The sequence below is a fragment of the Halosimplex marinum genome (assembly GCF_051414075.1).
Lineage (GTDB): Archaea > Halobacteriota > Halobacteria > Halobacteriales > Haloarculaceae > Halosimplex > Halosimplex marinum.
This window is the reverse complement of record NZ_JBLKNY010000004.1, coordinates 865,394-883,728: the sequence shown is the minus strand read 5'-3', so window position 1 is coordinate 883,728 and position 18,335 is coordinate 865,394. Positions and strand designations below refer to the sequence as shown.

The following is an 18,335-nucleotide window of genomic DNA, read 5'->3' as shown; positions in this document are numbered from 1 at the left end:
CTGAACGTCACGGTTTTCCATGCCAAACCGACGCACGCGAACGGATTCGGCGGAAGGGTTTCCTAACCATTCATATGGCACCAGTCCCGAGGTTCGGACATGGTTTCAGCGCAGCTCACGCTGACGGTGCTGATGGGGGTCTTCCTCGTCGGCGTCGCGGCGTTTCTCTCACGAGTCGAGGACTGGCGGTCGTACACGCCGCTAGTAGGCGGTGGTGGCGGCGGCTACGGCGACGCCGGAGCCGCTGTCCACCGCGAGAAGCCGGCCGGTATCACCCGCTGGCTGACCACCGTCGACCACAAGGACATCGGCATCCTCTACGGGACATACGCCGTCATCGCGTTCGCCGTCGGCGGCCTGATGGCGTTCGGCATCCGGATGCAGCTCATCGCGCCGACCGGCGCCGTCTTCGAGAACGGCTTCTACAACGCCATCCTGACGAGCCACGGGATCACGATGCTGTTCCTGTTCGGGACGCCCATCATCGCGGCGTTCGCGAACTACTTCGTGCCCCTGCTCATCGGCGCCGACGACATGGCGTTCCCCCGCATCAACGCCATCGCCTTCTGGTTGCTCCCGCCCGGCGCCCTGCTGGTCTGGGGCGGCTTCTTCCTGCCCGGGATGACCGGCGCTCAGACGGCCTGGACGATGTATACGCCGCTGTCGGTCGAGCAGGCCAACCCCGGTGTCGACCTCATGCTGCTCGGGCTGCACCTGACGGGTGTCTCGGCGACGATGGGCGCGATCAACTTCATCGCGACCATCTTCACCGAGCGCGACGACGACGTCAACTGGGCGAACCTCGACATCTTCTCGTGGACCATCCTCACCCAGTCGGCGCTCATCCTCTTCGCGTTCCCGCTGCTGGGGTCGGCCATCGTCATGCTCCTGCTCGACCGCAACCTCGCGACGACGTTCTACGCGGTCGGCGAGGGCGGCGGCCCCATCCTCTGGCAGCACCTGTTCTGGTTCTTCGGCCACCCCGAGGTGTACATCCTCGTGCTCCCGCCGATGGGGATCGTCAGCTACGTGCTGCCGAAGTTCTCCGGCCGCAAGCTGTTCGGCTTCAAGTTCGTCGTCTACTCCACGCTGGCCATCGGCGTCCTCTCCTTCGGCGTCTGGGCCCACCACATGTTCACGACGGGTATCGACCCGCGCCTGCGGGCCTCGTTCATGGCCGTCTCGCTGGCCATCGCGATACCCTCGGCGGTCAAGACGTTCAACTGGATCACGACGATGTGGAACGGTCGCATCCGGCTGACGACGCCGATGCTGTTCTGCATCGGCTTCGTCTCGAACTTCATCATCGGCGGCGTGACGGGCGTGTTCCTCGCCTCCGTCCCCGTCGACCAGATCCTCCACGACACCTACTACGTCGTCGGGCACTTCCACTACATCGTGATGGGCGCCATCGCCTTCGCCGGCTTCGCCGGCATCTACTACTGGTTCCCCATCTTCACCGGGCGGATGTACCAGCGCACCCTCGGCAAGGCCCACTTCTGGTTGTCGATGATCGGGACCAACATCACCTTTTTCGCGATGCTGTTCCTCGGCTACCTGGGGATGCCCCGCCGGTACGCCACCTACGACTTCAACAGCGCCATCGCGCCGCTGGACATGGTGACCCTGATGCACCAGGCGGCCTCCGTCGGCGCCATCATCCTGCTGCTCGGTCAGATCATCTTCGTCTGGAACCTCGTCCAGTCCTGGCTCGAGGGCCCGAAGCTCGAGGACCCCGACCCGTGGGACCTCAAGGAGACCGACCAGCACGGCCGCGAGTTCCAGTGGCACGAGCGCCGCGTCACGACCGCGCTGGCCGACGGCGGCGAGGAGGAGGAGGCCGTCACCGACGGCGGCGAACCCGTCGAAGAGGCCGACGCCGACGCGAGCGAAACTGACGACTGACGCCCGCGACTTCGACTCGTTTTCCCCGGGCGGACGCTCGATTTGCCGTCCGCTTCGAGCGCGTTCCGCGCTTCGCTACACGTTCGATTCGCGAGCAGCCGCGCCGACGGACGCCGAAGCTGTCGCTGATCGTCGGCGTTCGACACGATCAGCGGTTCACGCGGCGGTCGACGAGCCGGCTCACCCGCCCAGGACGAGGACGAACGTGGAGACGCCCATCAGCAGCGCGATGGCGGTGAGGACGAACAGGAGGAGTTCCTTCTCCGAGAACCGGGAGTCGTCGTCGAAGTCGCTCATACCCGAGCTAGCGGCCGCGATGTGAAAAGGCTAACCACCCGCGGTCCCAACGGCCGGTCGTGACAGCCAACACCGACCGACTGGCGCTCGGCGGGCGGGTCGCGGGCTCGCGCGTCGTCCTCGCGGTGTACCTGGCCGTGCTGGGCGTCGCGGGCACGATGGGCGCGCTGCTGGGCTACGTCAACCCCGAGGGGCTGGACCCGACCCTGTTCTTCCTCGTCGACCTGCCGGCGACGCCGCTCGGGATGGCGACGTTCGGCGTCGTGACCGTCGGTACCGGCCTGGGCGTGCTCCTGCTGGCGGTCCGGTACGTCTCGCGGTACGACGAGAGCCGGATCGAATAGCGGGACCGAGTAGCGTCGGACTTCCCGCCTGGCGCGCGCGAGCGCCGCGGCGCCCGGACTGGCCGGCCCAGGAGGCCGAGAGCGCCGCGAGCCGAACACGTCAGGCGTCGACCGGGGGGTCGACTGGGGGTTCGCGTCGAATCCGTAACGGTTTCGGGCGCGTGAGCGGCCACGCGCGGGACGATACAGAAATCTTCAAAGGGCGTGCGGTAGGAGATTCGGGACAACGATGGCATTGCTCGAGTCAATCGCGTTTGCGCTGTTCGCCATAGTCACACTGGGGAGCAGCCTGGGCGTCGTGCTGGTGCGCGACGTCTGGCACTCGGCGCTGATGCTCGGCGTCTCGCTGCTGTCGGTGGCAGTGTACTACGTCATGCTCCGCGCCGAGTTCATCGCCGCGATGCAGATACTGGTGTACGTCGGTGGGGTGCTCATCCTCATCACGTTCGCCATCATGCTCACCGAGAGAGACTCCCAGCCCGACGAGGTGGCAACATGACCTCCCGTCCGCGGCTGGCGACCGACGTCAACTACGTCAACGGCCTCGCCGCCGTGGCGCTGTTCGCCGTCATGGCCTACGTGTTCCTGACGAGCGAACTCGGCGACCCAGCGGGCTTCCCCGACGGTAGCATCGTCGCGAGCATCGGCTACGCGATGTTCAACATGGTCGACCAGGCCGCCATTCCGGCCGAGAGCTTCCTGGTCGCGTTCATCATCATCGCGCTGGTGCTCGACGCGGCGCTGGACGGCGCGGTCACGCTCGCGCGCCGCGAGGACGACGAGAGCGTCGTCACCGCACTGACCGACGGCGGGCGGCGGCTCGCCGGCCGCGCGGGCGGCGACGAGCAGCCCGACGACGCGAGCGACCCCGAGGGAGGTGAGGACTGATGGCGATCGCGACCCAGTACTACCTCCTGCTGTCGGCGGCGGTGTTCTGCATCGGGGTCTACGGCATCCTCACGCGGCGAAACGCCCTGATATTCCTGATGTCCGTCGAGCTGATGCTCAACGCGGCGAACATCAACCTCGTCGCGTTCTCGTTTCACCACGGGAACCTCACGGGGCAGGTGTTCTCGCTGTTCGTGATGGCGCTGGCGGCCGCCGAGGTGGCGGTCGGCATCGGCATCATCCTCGTGCTGTATCGCAACTTCGACGACGTGGACGTGACGAAAGCGGCTACGATGAGGTGGTAAGATGGCAGGTGCATTCGACTTCGTTCCCGCGATCGCAGCGCTCCCGTTCCTGGCGTTCGTCGTCTCCCTGTTCGCCGGGCAGTACATGCCGAAGCGCGGCGCCGAGGCCGGCATCATCGCGACCGCCGGCTCGCTGGTCCTCTCGGTCTGGACCGCGCTGACCGTCGCCGGGGTCACCGGCACGGCGACCTACTACAACGAGAACCTCTACACGTGGGTGGCGGGCCTCGGTGACGGCGCGCTCACGCTGCGGTTCGGTATCCTGGTCGACCCGCTGGCGGCGCTGATGCTCGTCATCGTCTCGCTGATCGCCCTGCTCGTCCACGTCTTCTCGCTGGGATACATGAACGACGAGGGCGAGACCGGCCTCCCGCGGTACTACGCCGGACTCGGCCTGTTCACGGCGAGCATGCTCGCCTTCGTCTTCTCGAACAACATCCTGATGGCGTTCATGTTCTTCGAGCTGGTCGGGCTCTGTTCGTATCTCCTGATCGGCTTCTGGTTCCGCGAGGACGGCCCACCGTCGGCCGCGAAGAAGGCGTTCCTGGTCACCCGCTTCGGTGACTACTTCTTCCTCATCGGCGTGGTCGGCGTCTTCGCCACGTTCGGCACCGGCCTGTTCGCGCCGATCACCGAAGGCGGCTCGGTGGCCGCCGAGAGCTTCCCCCGCCTCGCCGAGCAGGCGCTGACCGACGGCGCCGAGGGGATCTACACCGCCGGCTACGGCGCCCAGACGTGGTTCACCGTCCTCGGGCTGCTCGTGCTCGGCGGCGTCATCGGCAAGTCCGCGCAGTTCCCGCTGCACACCTGGCTGCCCGACGCGATGGAGGGTCCGACGCCGGTCTCGGCGCTCATCCACGCGGCGACGATGGTCGCGGCCGGCGTCTACCTCGTCGCCCGGATGTACGGCTTCTACCTGCTCTCGCCGACGGCGCTCGCGATCATCGCGCTGGTCGGCGGGTTCACGGCCCTGTTCGCGGCGACGATGGGCGTCGTCAAGCAGGAGCTCAAGCAGGTGCTCGCGTACTCGACCATCAGCCAGTACGGCTACATGATGCTCGCGCTGGGCTCGGGCGGCTACGTCGCCGCCGTCTTCCACCTGACCACCCACGCCGTGTTCAAGGCCCTGCTGTTCCTCGGCGCCGGGTCGGTCATCATCGCCATGCACCACAACGAGAACATGTGGGACATGGGCGGGCTGAAGGACAAGATGCCCGTCACCTACTGGACGTTCCTCTCGGGTTCGCTGGCGCTCGCGGGCATCGTGCCCTTCGCGGGCTTCTGGTCGAAAGACGAGGTGCTATACGAGGCGCTCATCCACGGGTTCGGGAGCGAGGGGATGCTCGGACCGATGTATCTCCTCGCGTACGCGATGGGGTTGCTCGCCGTGTTCTTCACGGGCTTCTACACGTTCCGGATGGTCTACCTGACCTTCCACGGCGAGGCCCGCACCGACACGGCTCGCGACCCCGAGCCGGTGCGCTGGAACGTCAAGGCGCCGCTGGCCGTGCTCGGCATCGGCGCCGCGACGGTCGGCCTCATCAACATGAAGCCGGTCGCCGTGCTGACCGGGGCGGAGATCGACTTCCTCCACAAGTGGGTCCACGGGCCGGACGAGGGCGGCTGGCCGGCAGCGCTCTCGACCGATCTGGTCACCTACGAGGAACTGATGGAAGGCGTGGCGGGCATCAGCTCGAGCTACCCGGTCGGCGGCGAGCAGGGGACGCTGCTCGTCTCCGCGGCGCTCTCGCTGGGGCTGGCGGTCGCGGGCGTGCTCGTCGCGCGCAGCCTCTACGGTGTCGACGAACCCACGGAGCACACGGACAAGCTGGGAGGTGCGAAGACGCTGCTCATGCACAACTACTACCAGGACGAGTACCAGGTGTGGCTGGCACAGGGCGTGACGGTCCCGATCGCGCGGGCCGCGGACAAGTTCGACCAGGGCGTCGTCGACGGCGTCGTCAACGGCGTCAGTAGCGTGAGCCTGTTCACCGGCTCGCGGTTCCGCCGCATCCAGTCGGGCGTCGTCTCGAACTACGCGGCGCTGATGACGCTGTCGCTGGCGCTGCTGCTGGTCATCTTCGTCGTGCTGGGAGGTGGTGCCTGATGCCCATCGCCGGACCCGTCGAGGCCCTGCTGGGCGTCACGCTGCTGGGCGCACTGCTGGTCTTCCTCGCGCCCGACGAGTGGGCGGGCAAGCTCGCCGCCGCGGTGAGCCTCGTGCCCGTCGGCATCTCGCTGTGGATGTACGCGGCGTTCGACGGCGTCGGCAACGCCCTGATGAGCGACGGCGACATCGCCTTCGAGTCGACGCTGGGCTGGGTCAGCCTCGGCCGCTACGACCTCGCCTGGCACGTCGGCCTCGACGGCATCAGCCTACCGCTGCTCGTGCTGGCGACCGTGCTGACGACGCTGGCGCTGGTCAGCTCGTGGACGCCAATCGACGAACGGCAGTCGCAGTTCTACGGCCTCATGCTGCTGATGGAGGCCAGTCTCATCGGCGTGTTCACCGCGCTGGACTTCCTGCTGTGGCTGGTCTTCTGGGAGGCCGTGCTCGTCCCGATGTACTTCCTCATCGGCGTCTGGGGCGGCCCGCGCCGGAAGTACGCCGCCATCAAGTTCTTCGTCTACACGAACGTGGCGACGCTGGTCATGTTCGTCGGGTTCATGGCGCTCGTGTTCGGCCTGGGCGACTCCATCTCGACGTTCGATCTGCCCGCCATCGCGCAGGCGCTCGGCCAGGAGGGCGCCCTCGGGAGCGTCGCGGGCATCGCGCCCGACACCCTCCGGGTGATCGCCTTCGCGCTGATGTTCGCCGGCTTCGCGGTGAAGGTGCCCGTCTTCCCCGTCCACACGTGGCTGCCCGACGCCCACGTCGAGGCGCCGACGCCCGTCTCCGTCATGCTGGCGGGCGTCCTCCTGAAGATGGGGACCTACGCGCTGCTGCGGTTCAACTTCACGATGCTCCAGGACGTGGCGCAGGCCAACGCCGGCGTCATCGTCGCGTTCGGCGTCCTCAGCATCATCTACGGCGCGATGCTCGCGCTGGCACAGCAGGACCTCAAACGCATCGTCGCCTACTCCTCTATCTCCTCGATGGGCTACGTCATCCTCGGGCTGGTCGCGTTCACGCCGCACGGCTTCGGCGGCGCGACCTTCCAGATGGTCGCCCACGGCCTCATCTCGGGGCTGATGTTCATGACGGTCGGCGTCATCTACAACGAGACCCACACGCGGATGGTGGGCGACATCTCCGGCATCGCCGACCGGATGCCCTGGACCGTCGGGATCTTCGTCGCCGCCGCCTTCGGCTACATGGGCCTGCCGCTGATGGCCGGCTTCGCCGCCGAGTACCTCATCTTCCAGGGCGCGTTCGCCTCGCCGTACATCCCCGCGGCGCCGCTGGTGACCGCCGCCGGGATGTTCGGCATCGTCATCGTCGCCGGCTACCTGCTGTGGGCGATGCAGCGGACGCTGTTCGGGGAGTACTCGCTGGCGACCGACTACGACGTGTCGCGTGCGCCCGTCCACGACGTGGCGCCGCTGGTCGTGCTGCTGGCGCTGGTCATCGCGCTCGGCGTGGACCCGGGCCTGGTGTACCAGGACATCCAGAACGCCGTCACCCCGCTGCTCCCGCCGGGAGCGGCGGTCGTCCCGTACGGGGCGGTCGGTGACGCTGCCGCCGCGCTGGCCAACGGAGGTGTCGCGCCGTGGTAGTCGACATCGCGGGCTTCCGGGTGGCCGACTGGGTCGCCCTGACGCCGGCCATCCTCTTCGGCGTGACCGCCATGCTGCTGTTCATCGTCGACAGCATCGAGCCCCAGCCGGGGACGAGTTCCAACGCCGTCCTCGCGGCGGTCTCGACGGTCGGTTCGCTGGCGGCGTTCCTCGTCGCCGGCTACTTCCTCGTGCTCGGCGTCGGCCAACCCCGCGGAACGGGTGCGATCGACCTGTACGGCGGCGCGCTGGTCGTCGACGGGATGAGCCTGTTCTTCGTGGTCATCGTCGCGAGCGTGACCGCGCTGGTGACGCTGGCAAGCTACGACTACCTCGAAGGCGAGGAGTACCAGGCCGAGTACTACGGGCTGGTCATCATGGCCGCGACGGGGATGGCGCTGATGGCCTCGGCCAACAGCCTCGCGACGGTGTTCGTCAGCCTCGAACTCGCCAGCCTGCCGTCGTTCGCCCTGGTCGCGTTCCTGAAGACCAACCGCGGCTCCGTCGAGGGCGGCCTGAAGTACTTCCTCGTCGGCGCGCTGTCGTCGTCGGTGCTCGCCTACGGGATCAGCCTCGTCTACGCCGCGACCGGCAGCCTCCAGCTGGAGGCCGTCGCGGAGGCGCTGGCCGCCGGCTCGGAGATCCCCGCCGGGATCCTCGGCGTCGGCGTCATCATGATGCTGCTCGGGTTCGCCTACAAGACCGCGAGCGTCCCGTTCCACTTCTGGGCGCCCGAGGCCTACGAGGGCGCGCCCGCGCCCGTCTCGGCGTTCCTCTCGTCGGCCTCGAAGGCCGCCGGGTTCGTCGTCGCCTTCCGCGTGTTCCTCACCGCGTTCCCCGAGGTCGGCGGGCTGGCGGGCGGCGACCCGATGGTCGACTGGGTCACCGCCGTCGCCGTCCTCGCGGTCGTCACGATGACCGTCGGGAACTTCGCGGCCGCCACCCAGGAGAAGGTCAAGCGGATGCTCGCCTACTCGTCGGTCGGCCACGCCGGCTACGTCCTCATCGGACTGGCCGCGCTGGCGCCGGGCGTCGACAACGGGCTGGTCCTCGGCGCGAGCATGATGCACCTGCTCGTCTACGGGTTCATGAACACCGGCGCGTTCCTGTTCCTCGCGCTGACCGAGTACTGGGGGATCGGCCGCACCTTCCAGGACTTCAACGGCCTCTCGAAGCAGGCGCCGCTGGCCTGCGCCGCGATGACCGTCTTCCTGTTCAGCCTCGCCGGCCTGCCGGTCGGCGGCGGCTTCATCTCGAAGCTCTACCTCCTGCTGGGGACGGTCAACGGCGGCGCCTGGCTGCTGGCCGCCTCGCTCATCGTCAACAGCGCCCTGTCGCTGTACTACTACAGCCGGGTCGTCAAGGCGATGTGGATCGAGGAGCCCGACGGCGAGTTCGACCTGGGCGGCTACCCGAGTTCGCTGTACGCCGCCGTCGTCATCGCCGCCGTCGTCACCTTCGCCCTGCTGCCCGCGTTCGGACTCCTCTCGCCGAGCGCCTTCGACGCCGCCAGCGTCCTCTTCGGCTGACCGGGCGCTGATTCTCCGCGTTTCGACTTTTTCGCCGCTCCGACCCGAGAGCGCGTCCGTCGTCGGCCGCTGACCCACCTGCGGCTGCGAACGACGGTCACGACGGGAGCGAAAACGGAGGCGGGAAAGGAAGACGGCAGTTCTACGCCGATTCGACGGCGTCGAGGACGGCGTCGTAGTCGGGCTCGTTGGTGGGGTCGTCGGCGACCCAGTCGTAGACGACGGTGCCCTCGTCGTCGAGGACGAAGACGGCCCGGTTGGCGTTGCCGTGCAGGCCCAGGTCGGGGATGTCCATCTCCAGGCCGTACTCGCGGATGGTGTCGCCGTCCATGTCGCTGACGAGGTCGAACTCGATGCCGTGCTCGTCGCGGAACGCGCCCTGGGAGAACGGCGAGTCGGCGCTGATCCCGAGCAGCGTCGCGCCCGCCGACTCGAACTCGTCGAGTCGCTCCTGGAAGGCGACCATCTCGTTCGTGCAGGGCGGTGTGAACGCGCCGGGGAAGAAGGCGAGGACGACCGGGCCGTCGCCGAGGTGGTCGGCCAGGTCGAAGTCCTCGTGGTCGCTGGTGCCGAGCGTCGCCGTGAACGTGGGTGCGGAATCGCCTTCCGAGACCATCGTCCCGTCGTACGAACGCCGGCGGAATAAAACACCCACCGAACAGGTTCCGACGGCCGACCCAGCGGGGCGATACCCGGGCGGCTTCGAACTGCTGTGGCCCGGTGGGTGCCGGCCGGGAGGGTCACCCCCGGGAACTTTGTGGCGCGGCCGCGAGCGGACTGGCAGATGCGACGGGTCGGGTACCTCTCGGTGGTCGCCGCGGCGGTCGCAACGGTCGCGAGCCGGGTCGTGGCCGCGACGGTCGAATTCGACGGCCCGCGGGGCGCCATCGCGGAGCGGCTGGCGGTCACCGGACTGCTGGCCGTCGCGGTCGTCCTCGCGACCTACGGCGCCTACCGGCTGGTCGGCGGCTGGCTCGCCGACCGGGCGCCCAGCAAGCGGCGCCGTCACGACCTGCGGAACGTCCTCCGGCTCGCGTTCGGGCTCGTCGGGACCGTCGGGCTCGCCGGCGTCGTCACCGAGCAGTGGGTCGGCGTCCTGTTCTCGCTGGGCGTCGTCGGCTTCGCCGTCACCTTCGCGCTGCAACAGCCGCTGTTCTCGCTCATCGGCTGGGTGTACATCATGGTCAACCGCCCGTACCAGGTCGGCGACCGGGTCGCCATCGAGGGGTCGAAGGGCGACGTGGTGGCGGTGGACTTCCTCGTGACGACGCTGTGGGAGGTCGACGGGGAACTGGTCGCCTCCAACCAGCCGTCGGGGCGGACGATCACCGTGCCCAACTCCGTGGTGCTCTCCTCGCACGTCACGAACTTCACGGGGGAGTCGTTCCCGTTCGTCTGGAACGAGGTGGCAGTCGAGGTAGCCTACGAGACGGACCTGGCCTTCGCCCGCGAGCGGATGGTCGCGGTCGCCGAGGAGGTCGTCGGCGAGGAGATGGAACGCGACATCGAGCGCTACCGCGAGCGGCTGGCCGAGACGCCGGTGGAGATGGAGGTCCAGGCGGAGCCGACCGTCAACGTCAGCCAGGAAGCGTCCTGGGTGAAACTGCGCCTGCGGTACATCGTCCACCCGCGGCGGGGCCAGCGGACGAAGAACGAACTCTACGAGCGGATCCTCGCCGAGTTCAACGAACACCCCGACCGCGTGAAGTTCCCGGTGAGTCGCAACCGGTGACGGCCGCCGTCCACCCGGGCCCGTAGCGACTATCGTCCACCTGAACCCGGAACGACCTCCAACAGCCGGTCTAGGTGGCCGTCAGGTGCCCGGTTCGGCGGGCGACCCCGACCGCCGCTGGTTGTACGCTTCGACGGCGCCGGCGATCACTGGACAGTCCACCGGCGCAACGGGAACGGTAAGCGGCGACACGCCGATGACGGTGTCGCGCAACGCGGCCTGCTCGGTCGCATCGGGGATCGACGCGGGGTCGTCCGGGCGGCCGTCCGCCGACTCCGGGACGATGCCCCGCGGCCGGAATTCGGGTTCGAAGCGGACCGCGTCCCCGTCGTGCGTGGCCGAGGTGTCGTAGGTCCCGCCCGGTTCGGTTACCCGCATCGGCGGGTTCCGGTCGACCGGCGCGTTCACGGTCACCAGGTCCGCGCCGTCGGGGTCGCCCCGCGACTCGACGAGCGCGGGGAGGACGTGTTCGGCGGCCGCCGCGGCGGTGGAGTACGAGAACTCGTCGGCCGGGCGGGCGAACACCGTCTCCGGGTGATACGCCGAGACGGCGACCGCCGGGAGACCGAGCCACGCGGCCTCGACGGCCGCGCCGACGGTCCCGGACCGCCCGAGGACGTACGCCCCCGCGTTCGGGCCGTGGTTGCACCCCGAGACGACGGCGTCGAACGGTTCGTCGAGCGCCCGCGCGCCGAACGCGACGCAGTCGGCCGGCGTTCCGTCGAGGGCGTACCCCCGGTCGGTCCGCTCGTAGGTCACCTCCCGCGACCGGGTCCGACCGATGCCGCTCACGTTCTCGTCGGGCGCGACGACCGTCACGTCCGCGCTCTCCGCCAGTCGCTCGACCAGGGCTTCGAGGCCCGCGCTACCGATGCCGTCGTCGTTGGTCACGAGGACGCGGTCGATGTCGTCGAGTCGTCCGTTCCGGTCCCGCGCTTCGGTCATGCCGACAGCTACCGACGGCGGCAATGGACGGGTCCGTGAAATAATTTCTCCCGCGAGCGAACGACCGTTCCGGACACCGCCGTCTTCGATCCCGTCGGATACTGTTATTTCGGTCCGGTACGACCGCGTCCGTATGCCGAACAGGCCGCCCGACTACTGTCCGCGCTGCGGCGGACGGCTGGAACCTGTCGACCCGCCGAGCGTCCAGCGCTGCGGCGAGTGCGGCAACCTCGAGTTCTTCAACCCCATCCCGACGGCGCGACTGGCGGTGCTGGACGCTGACTCCGTGCTCCTCGTGAAGGTCGACGCGCCGGACCGGGACCTGTGGGGCACGCCCGGGGGGATGGTCGAGGCCGGCGAGGACCCCGACGTGGCGGGCGCGCGGGAACTCGAAGAGGAGACGACGCTGACCGTCGACCCCGACGACCTGGCGCTGTTCGACGCGCGGACGTTCGCGAAGTTCGGCGAGGTGCAGAAGACGTGTCTCTGCTACGCGGTCGACTACGCCGACGTGTCCGGAACGCCGGCGGCCGACGACGAGGTGGCCGACGCCCGGTTCTGGACGCCCGAGGAACTCGCGGCGGCGGACGACCGGCTGTTGACGAGCTGGCCCGACGCGTACACGGACCCGGAGTGGTGGGTCGAGGAGGGGCGGGCAGCGGTCGACAGGGATTGAGATCAGGACACGTCGATGATATCGAGTTCGAGGAGGTCGTGAAGCGGTGGAGTGTCGAAATCACCGCTGTCGGCCGTCGTGAACGTCGCCCCTGCCTCGCGGGCCGTCGCCGCACTGAGCAGGTCCGCCGTCGCGAGCGACCGGTTTTGCTCCCGGAGGCGCCCCTCCAGCACGGCGGCTTCGGCCGCTACGTCGTCCGTGAACGGTCGAATCTCGTCGACGGTTTCGCGAAGCACCGACCGGAGACGCTGGACTCCGGGGCGACTGTTTTCGACACTGTAGAACTCGTAGGCGATGATGGCCGGAACGATCCACACGTCCGAAGAATGGCCTTCCAGGTATTCGACCACCCGCGGGTGAGGATCCGGGTCCGCGAACTTTCGGAGGACGCTGTTGTCGAAGCAGATCATCGGTCGTCGGTCCGGTCGCGGGGCTCCCCGGGGCTCTCCCGGTTCTCGAAGGCGTCGTTCAGTTCGGTCCGCTTCGACTCCATGTGCTCGTCGATGCCCTCGGGCCCGAAGCCGGCCATCTCCCGTACGTCGCGGTCCGACCGCGCCAGGCGGTCGAGCAGGTCGTCGAACGACTCCCCCTCGCGTTTGATCGCTTCGAGCTTCTGTTTCGTCTCGTCGGAGATACGGATGGAGGTACTCATACCGAATACAACGTATTCGTCGAACTGTAAAGTTTCGGCGAGCGGAGGGAACGGGTCACCGCTCGACGAGTTCCATCTCCATGGTCTGTCGGGGGTGCATCGTCAGCGAGGGCATCAGTTCCAGCGGCGTGTCCCCCCGGAAGTCGAGTTCGTACCCGGAGACGACGGTGGCGACGATGAGCTTCGCCTCCAGCAGGGAGAGGTGCTTGCCGATGCAGTGGCGCGGGCCGCCGCCGAACGGGAAGAAGGCGAAGCGCGGGCGGTCGGCGCGGCGCTCGGGGCTGAACCGCTCGGGGTCGAACTGCTCGGGGTCGTCCCAGTAGCGGGCCGAGCGGTGGACGCCCCACTGGGGGAGCATCAGCGTCGACTCCGCGGGCACGCGATACCCGCCGATTTCCACGGGCTCGGTGGGCTCCCGGAAGATCGTGAAGACGGGCGGGTACAGCCGCATCGCTTCGTTGATCACCCACTCGAGGTACTCGAACTCCCGGACGTGGTCCATCGTGGGACGGTCCGCCCCGACCACCTCGTCGACCTCCCGCTGGACCCGGCGCTCGGCCTCGGGGTGTTCCGAGAGCAGGAACCACGTGTAGGTCAGCGTCAGCGCGGTGGTGTCGTGGCCGGCCAGTAGCATCGTCATCATCTCGTCGCGCAGTTGCGCCGCGGACTGCTCGCCGCGGTCGCGGGCGCGCAACAGTATCGACAGGAAGTCCATCGGCGGGTCCGTCCCCTCGGCGGGCGCGTCGACGACCGTCGAGACGCCGCGGACCGACCGACCCCGGCGCGCCGCGACGATGTCGTCGAGCACCGCGTCGAGCTGGGCGACCGCGGACTCGAACTCCTCGTCGCCGGGCATCGGCACCCAGTCGGGCATCGCGAACCTGAGCGGGTCGGGTTCGAAGCGCCGCCCGAGCGGGTCGAGTTGCGCCTGGACGGTGTCGACCCGGTCCTCGGAGAGCTCGACGCCCATCATGAGATCGAGGATGACGTGCAGCGTCACGCGGGCCATCTCCGACTCGGCGTCGATGGTCTGCCCCGGTTCCCACGAGTCGACCATCGACTCGGCGTGGCCGGCCACCCGGTCGGCCATCCCCATCAGCCGCGACATCCGGAAGGCGGGATTCGCGAGGTCGCGCTGGCGCTCCCAGGTGTCGCCCTCGCTCAGGAGCAGGCCGTCGCCGAGCAGGTCGCCCAGCGCGTCGTTCTGGAAGTCCGGCTTGCGGTAGGCGCCGGCCTCGGAGACGAGGACCCGCTCGACGTCGGTCGGGTCGGTGACCATGTACGTCTCCATCGGTCCCATGTCGAAGCTGACCACGTCGTCGTAGGTCGCTTCGAGCGCCGAGATGAACGAGAAGGGGTCCCGGGCGTAGCGCCGGCTGCTCCCGAACAGCGGCTCGCCCTTGGGCCCAGGCGGGGTCCCTGACATATCCGAGGTTACGGTCGGACGGGCATGAAACTCTCGACGGTCGGGGTCGGATACCGACGGCGTGCCTTCCGGGGCGAGCGATCGATCCCGGAACACCCCGCCGAAGCGGGGCCGTTTATCCGGGCGGCCGTCGAACCCCGACCATGGCCGACTACGAGATATCCGAGTTCCTCGAATCGTACGCGACCGCGCTGGGTCCCGAACCCGACGAGATTATCGCGGAGATGGGCGCGCAGGCCCGCGAGGAGGGCTTTCCCTACGTCGGACCGGCCGTGGGCGGGTGGCTGGCGATGCTCGCCCGCCTGACCGACGCCGAGCGGGTCTTCGAGTTCGGGTCGGGCTTCGGCTACTCGGCGTACTGGTTCGCCCGCGAACTCCCCGCCGACGGCGAGGTGGTCCTCACGGAGATCGACGAGGACGAACTCGACCAGGCCCGGGAGTACATGAGTCGGGGCGGCCTCGCGGACCGGGCGGCGTTCGAACTCGGCGACGCCATCGAGACGATCGACGACTACGAGGGGCCGTTCGACGTGGTGCTGGTCGACTGTCAGAAGGAGCGGTACGCCGAGGCGTTCGAGGCGGTCCGCGACAAGGTCGCACCGGGCGGGGTCGTGGTGGCGGACAACGTCGTCGCCGGCGGCTCCATCGACGCCGGCGACCTGCGGGCCTACTTCGAGGACGGCGGCGCCGCGGGCGGCGCGGATCGGTCCGGGATGGACGGCATGACCGAGGGGATCGCCGACTACCTCGACGCCGTCGCGGCGGACGACGCCTTCGAGACGGCGCTGTTGCCGCTCGGCGAGGGCGTGTCAGTCAGCCACCGGGAGCGGTAGCGCCCGTCCCGTTCGCCGGACCGACCGCCGCTGTCCGACGGCCGCCGAGTCTCGCTGACGAAAATCGGGGGGGACCGCTTATGTGGGTCGGGTCGAAACGCCTCGGCACCTCGCAGGGTCACCGATGAGTCTGAAGATAGATATCCGGAAGCTCGGGTTGTTCAACAGGATGGCCAAGGAGGGCGGGAACACGGTCGCGGACCACCTCAGTCAGATGACGGGGATGGAGACGGAGATGGAGATCACCAAGATCAACTTCATCGACATCCCGGACATCAAGACCCACGTCGGCCACGCCGAGCAGATCGGCATCAGCATCGAGATGGTCGAGCCGCCCCACGGACACATCCTCTTTCTCCTCGAAGCCGGGAGCGCGAAGGAGCTCGCCCGCGGGATGATCGGCGACATGGGCGAGACCGACCCGAACGCCCGGGGATTCACCGACATGGAGCGGTCGGCCATCCAGGAGATCGGAAACATCATGACCTCCGGGTTCATCGACGGCTGGGCGAACGTCCTCGACACGACCATCGACATCGGCCCGCCCTCCTTTATCTTCGGCCCCGGGTCGGGGATGGTCGACGACCTCGTCGGCGACCGCGACTCCGACATGGCGCTGATGTTCGACTCGCACGTCCAGGCGCCCGACTCCAACGTCGACGTGAAAGTCTACACCTTCCCCGAACTCGAGGAGCTTGTCGAACTCATGCAACAGATCGAGGTTTAGCGACACGTCCGGGCGAGCCCGACGCCCCGGACTCTTCGGCCACCCTCCGATCACCGCCGTTATCCCGGTGCCCGCCGAACCGGCGAGCGGATGGTCTCGGCGCTCCTGCGTGACGTCGCCCTGGTAGCGGTCGGCGTGGCCGGACTGTGGGTCGGCGCCGGCCAGTTCGTCGCCGGCGCGAGCCGGCTCGCCGGTCGGCTCGGCGTCTCCGGGCTCGTCGTCGGGCTCACCGTGGTCTCGTTCGGGACCTCCGCGCCGGAACTGGCCGTCACGGTCGACGCGGCGCTGACCGGCGAGGCCGACATCTCGGTCGGCAACGTCGTCGGCTCGAACGTCGTCAACCTCGGCGTCGTCCTCGGCGGGACGGCGCTGGTCCGGCGGCTGCCCGTCGACGCCGCCCTGGTGCGCCGCGACGGCGCCCTGATGGTCGGGACCGTGCTGGCCCTGGTCGCGATACTGTGGGACCTGACGGTCTCCCGCCTCGAAGGGGCGCTACTGGTCGCCGGGCTCGGCGGCTACCTGCTCGTCCTCCTCCGAACGGACGGCGGGGGGTTCGACCACGAAGTCGACACGGGGCCGTTCCGCCCGTCGGACGCCCCGCGGCTCCTCGGTGGACTCGCGGTGGTAATAGTGGGCGCACACCTCCTGGTGACCGGCGCGGCGAGTACCGCGGCCGACCTGGGCGTCTCCGAGTGGGCCATCGGTGCGACGGTAGTCGCGCTCGGCACGTCGACGCCGGAGCTGGTCACGTCCGTCGCGGCCGCCTCCCGCGGGGAGGCGGACCTGGCGGCCGGCAACGTCGTCGGTAGCTGCGTCTTCAACGTGCTCGGGGTGCTCGGGGTGGCGGGAGTCGTCACCCCGCTCTCGGTCGGCCCGGCGGCGTTCACGGGGACGCTCTGGTTGCTCGGCGTCTCCGTCGTCGCGACGCTCCTCCTGTGGTCCCGCCGGGTCCTCTCCCGACCGGAGGGCGCCCTGCTGGTCGCGCTGAACGCCCTCGACTGGGTCGTCGCCTTCCTCGGCCGCTGACGCGCGGCGGCGGCGTGGCCGCGGACGCGAACAGGCGTGGCCGCGACCGGGAACGGGCCCCGCCACGCGACGGTGAACGATAAACTCGGAGTCGGTTTGTCAGCGTGCCGGCGTTTATTTGACACTGGCGGCCCTTGCGGGGGTATGGAACTGCTGGACGAGCGGCCGGTCCCCGAGGAAGCACACGACGTGAAACAGCAGGCCCGCGAGTTCGCGGCCGAACACATCGCGCCGAACGCCGAGGCGTACTTCGAGTCGGGCGAGTACCCGCGGGAGGTGCTGGAGGCGGGGATGGACGCCGGGCTCGTCGCCCAGGACATCGGCGAGGAGTACGGCGGGAAGGGCTTCTCCCTGGAGCAGGTGCTGGCCATCGCCGAGGAGTTCTACCGGGCTGACGCCGGCATCGCCTTGACCCTGCAACTGGCGAGTTTCGGCGCGGAGATCCTCGAAGAACACGGCGACGACGAACTGAAAGAGGAGTTCCTCCGGCCCGTCGCCGAGAACGAGCAGATCACCGGCCTCGCGGTGTCGGAACCGGAGACGGGGAGCGACCTGGCGGGAATGACCACGACCGCCGAGAAAGAGGGCGACGAGTACGTCCTCGACGGCGAGAAGTACTGGATCGGCAACGGCGTCGAGGCCGACTGGATGACCGTCTACGCGAAGACCGGCGACGACGAGGACAATCGGTACGGCAACTACTCGCTGTTCGTCGTCCCCACCGACACCGACGGCTACCACGCCGAGCACATCCCGGAGAAGATGGCCTTCCGGGCGTCGAAACAGGCCCACCTCACGCTGGAGGGCTGCCGGGTTCCGGAGGAGTACCGCATCGGCGTCGAGGGCGCGGGCTTCTACATGCTCGCGGAGTTCTTCAACCACGGCCGCGTCGTCGTCGGCGGCCACGGCATCGGGCTGGCGGCGGCGGCCATCGAGGAGGCCTGGGAGTTCGTCCACGACCGGGAGGCCTTTGGCCGGTCGGTCGACGAGTTCCAGGCCGTCCAGCACAAGCTGGCGGACATGCGGACGGAGTTCGAGGCTGCCCGCGCGCTGACCTGGCGGGCTGCCGACCAGGTGGCTGAGAGCGACGACGCCGGCTTCTGGGCGGCGATGGCGAAGCTCAAGGCGACCGAGACGGCCAACGACTGCGCCCAGAAGGCCATGCAACTCCACGGCGGCCGCTCGGTGCTACACGACCGCCGGATCGCCCGCGTCTACCGCGACGTGCGCGTCCCCGTCATCTACGAGGGGGCCAACGACATCCAGCGCAACCTCGTGTACAACCAGGCGCCGAAGTGACGGCGTTCGACGATATCGAACCTGCGGACACGTC

Annotated in this window: 19 protein-coding genes; 14 read left to right on the top strand and 5 right to left on the bottom strand. The window is 68.7% G+C overall.

Features of this window, described 5'->3' with window-relative positions; genetic code table 11:
* Positions 1-99 precede the first annotated feature (99 nt).
* From ctaD to ACMGFI_RS12540, 8 genes are all read left to right on the top strand, one after another.
* Positions 100-1,905 carry a cytochrome c oxidase subunit I gene (gene ctaD, locus ACMGFI_RS12575; protein ID WP_436910038.1) on the top strand — a complete coding sequence of 602 codons (1,806 nt, stop codon included), beginning with the start codon at positions 100-102 and terminating at the stop codon, positions 1,903-1,905.
* A gap of 356 nt (positions 1,906-2,261) precedes the next feature.
* Positions 2,262-2,546, top strand: coding sequence for a DUF7520 family protein (locus ACMGFI_RS12570; protein WP_436910036.1), 285 nt, complete (start codon positions 2,262-2,264; stop codon positions 2,544-2,546).
* A 229-nt stretch (positions 2,547-2,775) separates the two neighbouring features.
* Positions 2,776-3,045, top strand: a complete 270-nt coding sequence (locus ACMGFI_RS12565; protein WP_436910034.1) for an NADH-quinone oxidoreductase subunit J — start codon at positions 2,776-2,778, stop codon at positions 3,043-3,045.
* Complete coding sequence (locus tag ACMGFI_RS12560; protein ID WP_436910032.1) at positions 3,042-3,434, top strand: hypothetical protein; 393 nt, start codon at positions 3,042-3,044, stop codon at positions 3,432-3,434. The genes ACMGFI_RS12565 and ACMGFI_RS12560 overlap by 4 nt, the downstream gene beginning before the upstream one ends.
* Positions 3,434-3,739: an NADH-quinone oxidoreductase subunit NuoK gene (nuoK, locus tag ACMGFI_RS12555; RefSeq protein ID WP_436910030.1), complete on the top strand. Its 306-nt coding sequence runs from the start codon at positions 3,434-3,436 to the stop codon at positions 3,737-3,739. Before ACMGFI_RS12560 ends, nuoK begins: the two co-directional genes overlap by 1 nt.
* A gap of 1 nt (position 3,740) precedes the next feature.
* Positions 3,741-5,846 carry an NADH-quinone oxidoreductase subunit L gene (gene nuoL, locus ACMGFI_RS12550; protein WP_436910029.1) on the top strand — a complete coding sequence of 702 codons (2,106 nt, stop codon included), beginning with the start codon at positions 3,741-3,743 and terminating at the stop codon, positions 5,844-5,846.
* Positions 5,846-7,456 (top strand): complex I subunit 4 family protein, encoded by a 1,611-nt coding sequence (locus tag ACMGFI_RS12545; protein ID WP_436910028.1) that lies wholly within the window; start codon positions 5,846-5,848, stop codon positions 7,454-7,456. Before nuoL ends, ACMGFI_RS12545 begins: the two co-directional genes overlap by 1 nt.
* A complete protein-coding gene (locus ACMGFI_RS12540) occupies positions 7,450-8,985 on the top strand; it encodes an NADH-quinone oxidoreductase subunit N (RefSeq protein WP_436910026.1) in 1,536 nt (511 codons plus the stop codon). The genes ACMGFI_RS12545 and ACMGFI_RS12540 overlap by 7 nt, the downstream gene beginning before the upstream one ends.
* A gap of 142 nt (positions 8,986-9,127) precedes the next feature.
* Here the strand turns inward: ACMGFI_RS12540 and ACMGFI_RS12535 are convergent, their stop codons facing one another.
* On the bottom strand, positions 9,128-9,601 hold the full coding sequence (locus tag ACMGFI_RS12535; protein ID WP_436910025.1) for a redoxin domain-containing protein: 474 nt from the start codon (positions 9,599-9,601) through the stop codon (positions 9,128-9,130).
* Between the two features lie 168 nt (positions 9,602-9,769).
* Here ACMGFI_RS12535 and ACMGFI_RS12530 point away from each other — a divergent pair, with 168 nt between their 5' ends.
* Positions 9,770-10,717, top strand: coding sequence for a mechanosensitive ion channel family protein (locus tag ACMGFI_RS12530; protein WP_436910024.1), 948 nt, complete (start codon positions 9,770-9,772; stop codon positions 10,715-10,717).
* An 81-nt stretch (positions 10,718-10,798) separates the two neighbouring features.
* Here the strand turns inward: ACMGFI_RS12530 and surE are convergent, their stop codons facing one another.
* On the bottom strand, positions 10,799-11,662 hold the full coding sequence (surE, locus tag ACMGFI_RS12525) for a 5'/3'-nucleotidase SurE (RefSeq protein WP_436910023.1): 864 nt from the start codon (positions 11,660-11,662) through the stop codon (positions 10,799-10,801).
* A 133-nt stretch (positions 11,663-11,795) separates the two neighbouring features.
* Between surE and ACMGFI_RS12520 the strand changes: the two genes are divergently transcribed.
* Positions 11,796-12,338 (top strand): NUDIX domain-containing protein, encoded by a 543-nt coding sequence (locus ACMGFI_RS12520; protein WP_436910021.1) that lies wholly within the window; start codon positions 11,796-11,798, stop codon positions 12,336-12,338.
* 2 nt (positions 12,339-12,340) lie between these two features.
* Here ACMGFI_RS12520 and ACMGFI_RS12515 read toward each other — a convergent pair whose 3' ends face one another.
* From ACMGFI_RS12515 to ACMGFI_RS12505, 3 genes are read right to left on the bottom strand one after another with little or no spacing between them, the layout of a single operon-like run.
* A complete protein-coding gene (locus ACMGFI_RS12515; RefSeq protein ID WP_436910020.1) occupies positions 12,341-12,748 on the bottom strand; it encodes a type II toxin-antitoxin system VapC family toxin in 408 nt (135 codons plus the stop codon).
* On the bottom strand, positions 12,745-12,990 hold the full coding sequence (locus ACMGFI_RS12510; RefSeq protein WP_436910018.1) for a DUF7557 family protein: 246 nt from the start codon (positions 12,988-12,990) through the stop codon (positions 12,745-12,747). Before ACMGFI_RS12510 ends, ACMGFI_RS12515 begins: the two co-directional genes overlap by 4 nt.
* Before the next feature lie 55 nt (positions 12,991-13,045).
* Complete coding sequence (locus ACMGFI_RS12505) at positions 13,046-14,416, bottom strand: cytochrome P450 (protein ID WP_436910016.1); 1,371 nt, start codon at positions 14,414-14,416, stop codon at positions 13,046-13,048.
* A gap of 143 nt (positions 14,417-14,559) precedes the next feature.
* Between ACMGFI_RS12505 and ACMGFI_RS12500 the strand changes: the two genes are divergently transcribed.
* The 4 genes from ACMGFI_RS12500 to ACMGFI_RS12485 all read left to right on the top strand — a co-directional run bounded on the left by ACMGFI_RS12500 (position 14,560) and on the right by ACMGFI_RS12485 (position 18,301).
* Complete coding sequence (locus ACMGFI_RS12500; protein WP_436910015.1) at positions 14,560-15,249, top strand: O-methyltransferase; 690 nt, start codon at positions 14,560-14,562, stop codon at positions 15,247-15,249.
* Positions 15,250-15,373: 124 nt separating this feature from the next.
* Complete coding sequence (locus ACMGFI_RS12495; protein ID WP_436910013.1) at positions 15,374-15,976, top strand: chemotaxis protein CheC; 603 nt, start codon at positions 15,374-15,376, stop codon at positions 15,974-15,976.
* Positions 15,977-16,066: 90 nt separating this feature from the next.
* Complete coding sequence (locus ACMGFI_RS12490) at positions 16,067-17,002, top strand: calcium/sodium antiporter (protein ID WP_436910011.1); 936 nt, start codon at positions 16,067-16,069, stop codon at positions 17,000-17,002.
* Between the two features lie 144 nt (positions 17,003-17,146).
* Positions 17,147-18,301 carry an acyl-CoA dehydrogenase family protein gene (locus ACMGFI_RS12485; RefSeq protein WP_436910009.1) on the top strand — a complete coding sequence of 385 codons (1,155 nt, stop codon included), beginning with the start codon at positions 17,147-17,149 and terminating at the stop codon, positions 18,299-18,301.
* Positions 18,302-18,335 lie beyond the last annotated feature (34 nt).

What these genes read in the sequence shown, in the direction of transcription:
- ctaD (WP_436910038.1), top strand. Translation starts at nt 100, where the DNA reads ATGGTTTCAGCGCAGCTCACGCTGACGGTGCTGATGGGGGTCTTCCTC.
- ACMGFI_RS12565 (WP_436910034.1), top strand. Translation starts at nt 2,776, where the DNA reads ATGGCATTGCTCGAGTCAATCGCGTTTGCGCTGTTCGCCATAGTCACA.
- ACMGFI_RS12560 (WP_436910032.1), top strand. Translation starts at nt 3,042, where the DNA reads ATGACCTCCCGTCCGCGGCTGGCGACCGACGTCAACTACGTCAACGGC.
- nuoK (WP_436910030.1), top strand. Translation starts at nt 3,434, where the DNA reads ATGGCGATCGCGACCCAGTACTACCTCCTGCTGTCGGCGGCGGTGTTC.
- nuoL (WP_436910029.1), top strand. Translation starts at nt 3,741, where the DNA reads ATGGCAGGTGCATTCGACTTCGTTCCCGCGATCGCAGCGCTCCCGTTC.
- ACMGFI_RS12545 (WP_436910028.1), top strand. Translation starts at nt 5,846, where the DNA reads ATGCCCATCGCCGGACCCGTCGAGGCCCTGCTGGGCGTCACGCTGCTG.
- ACMGFI_RS12535 (WP_436910025.1), bottom strand. Translation starts at nt 9,601, where the DNA reads ATGGTCTCGGAAGGCGATTCCGCACCCACGTTCACGGCGACGCTCGGC.
- ACMGFI_RS12530 (WP_436910024.1), top strand. Translation starts at nt 9,770, where the DNA reads ATGCGACGGGTCGGGTACCTCTCGGTGGTCGCCGCGGCGGTCGCAACG.
- surE (WP_436910023.1), bottom strand. Translation starts at nt 11,662, where the DNA reads ATGACCGAAGCGCGGGACCGGAACGGACGACTCGACGACATCGACCGC.
- ACMGFI_RS12520 (WP_436910021.1), top strand. Translation starts at nt 11,796, where the DNA reads ATGCCGAACAGGCCGCCCGACTACTGTCCGCGCTGCGGCGGACGGCTG.
- ACMGFI_RS12515 (WP_436910020.1), bottom strand. Translation starts at nt 12,748, where the DNA reads ATGATCTGCTTCGACAACAGCGTCCTCCGAAAGTTCGCGGACCCGGAT.
- ACMGFI_RS12510 (WP_436910018.1), bottom strand. Translation starts at nt 12,990, where the DNA reads ATGAGTACCTCCATCCGTATCTCCGACGAGACGAAACAGAAGCTCGAA.
- ACMGFI_RS12505 (WP_436910016.1), bottom strand. Translation starts at nt 14,416, where the DNA reads ATGTCAGGGACCCCGCCTGGGCCCAAGGGCGAGCCGCTGTTCGGGAGC.
- ACMGFI_RS12500 (WP_436910015.1), top strand. Translation starts at nt 14,560, where the DNA reads ATGGCCGACTACGAGATATCCGAGTTCCTCGAATCGTACGCGACCGCG.
- ACMGFI_RS12495 (WP_436910013.1), top strand. Translation starts at nt 15,374, where the DNA reads ATGAGTCTGAAGATAGATATCCGGAAGCTCGGGTTGTTCAACAGGATG.
- ACMGFI_RS12490 (WP_436910011.1), top strand. Translation starts at nt 16,067, where the DNA reads ATGGTCTCGGCGCTCCTGCGTGACGTCGCCCTGGTAGCGGTCGGCGTG.
- ACMGFI_RS12485 (WP_436910009.1), top strand. Translation starts at nt 17,147, where the DNA reads ATGGAACTGCTGGACGAGCGGCCGGTCCCCGAGGAAGCACACGACGTG.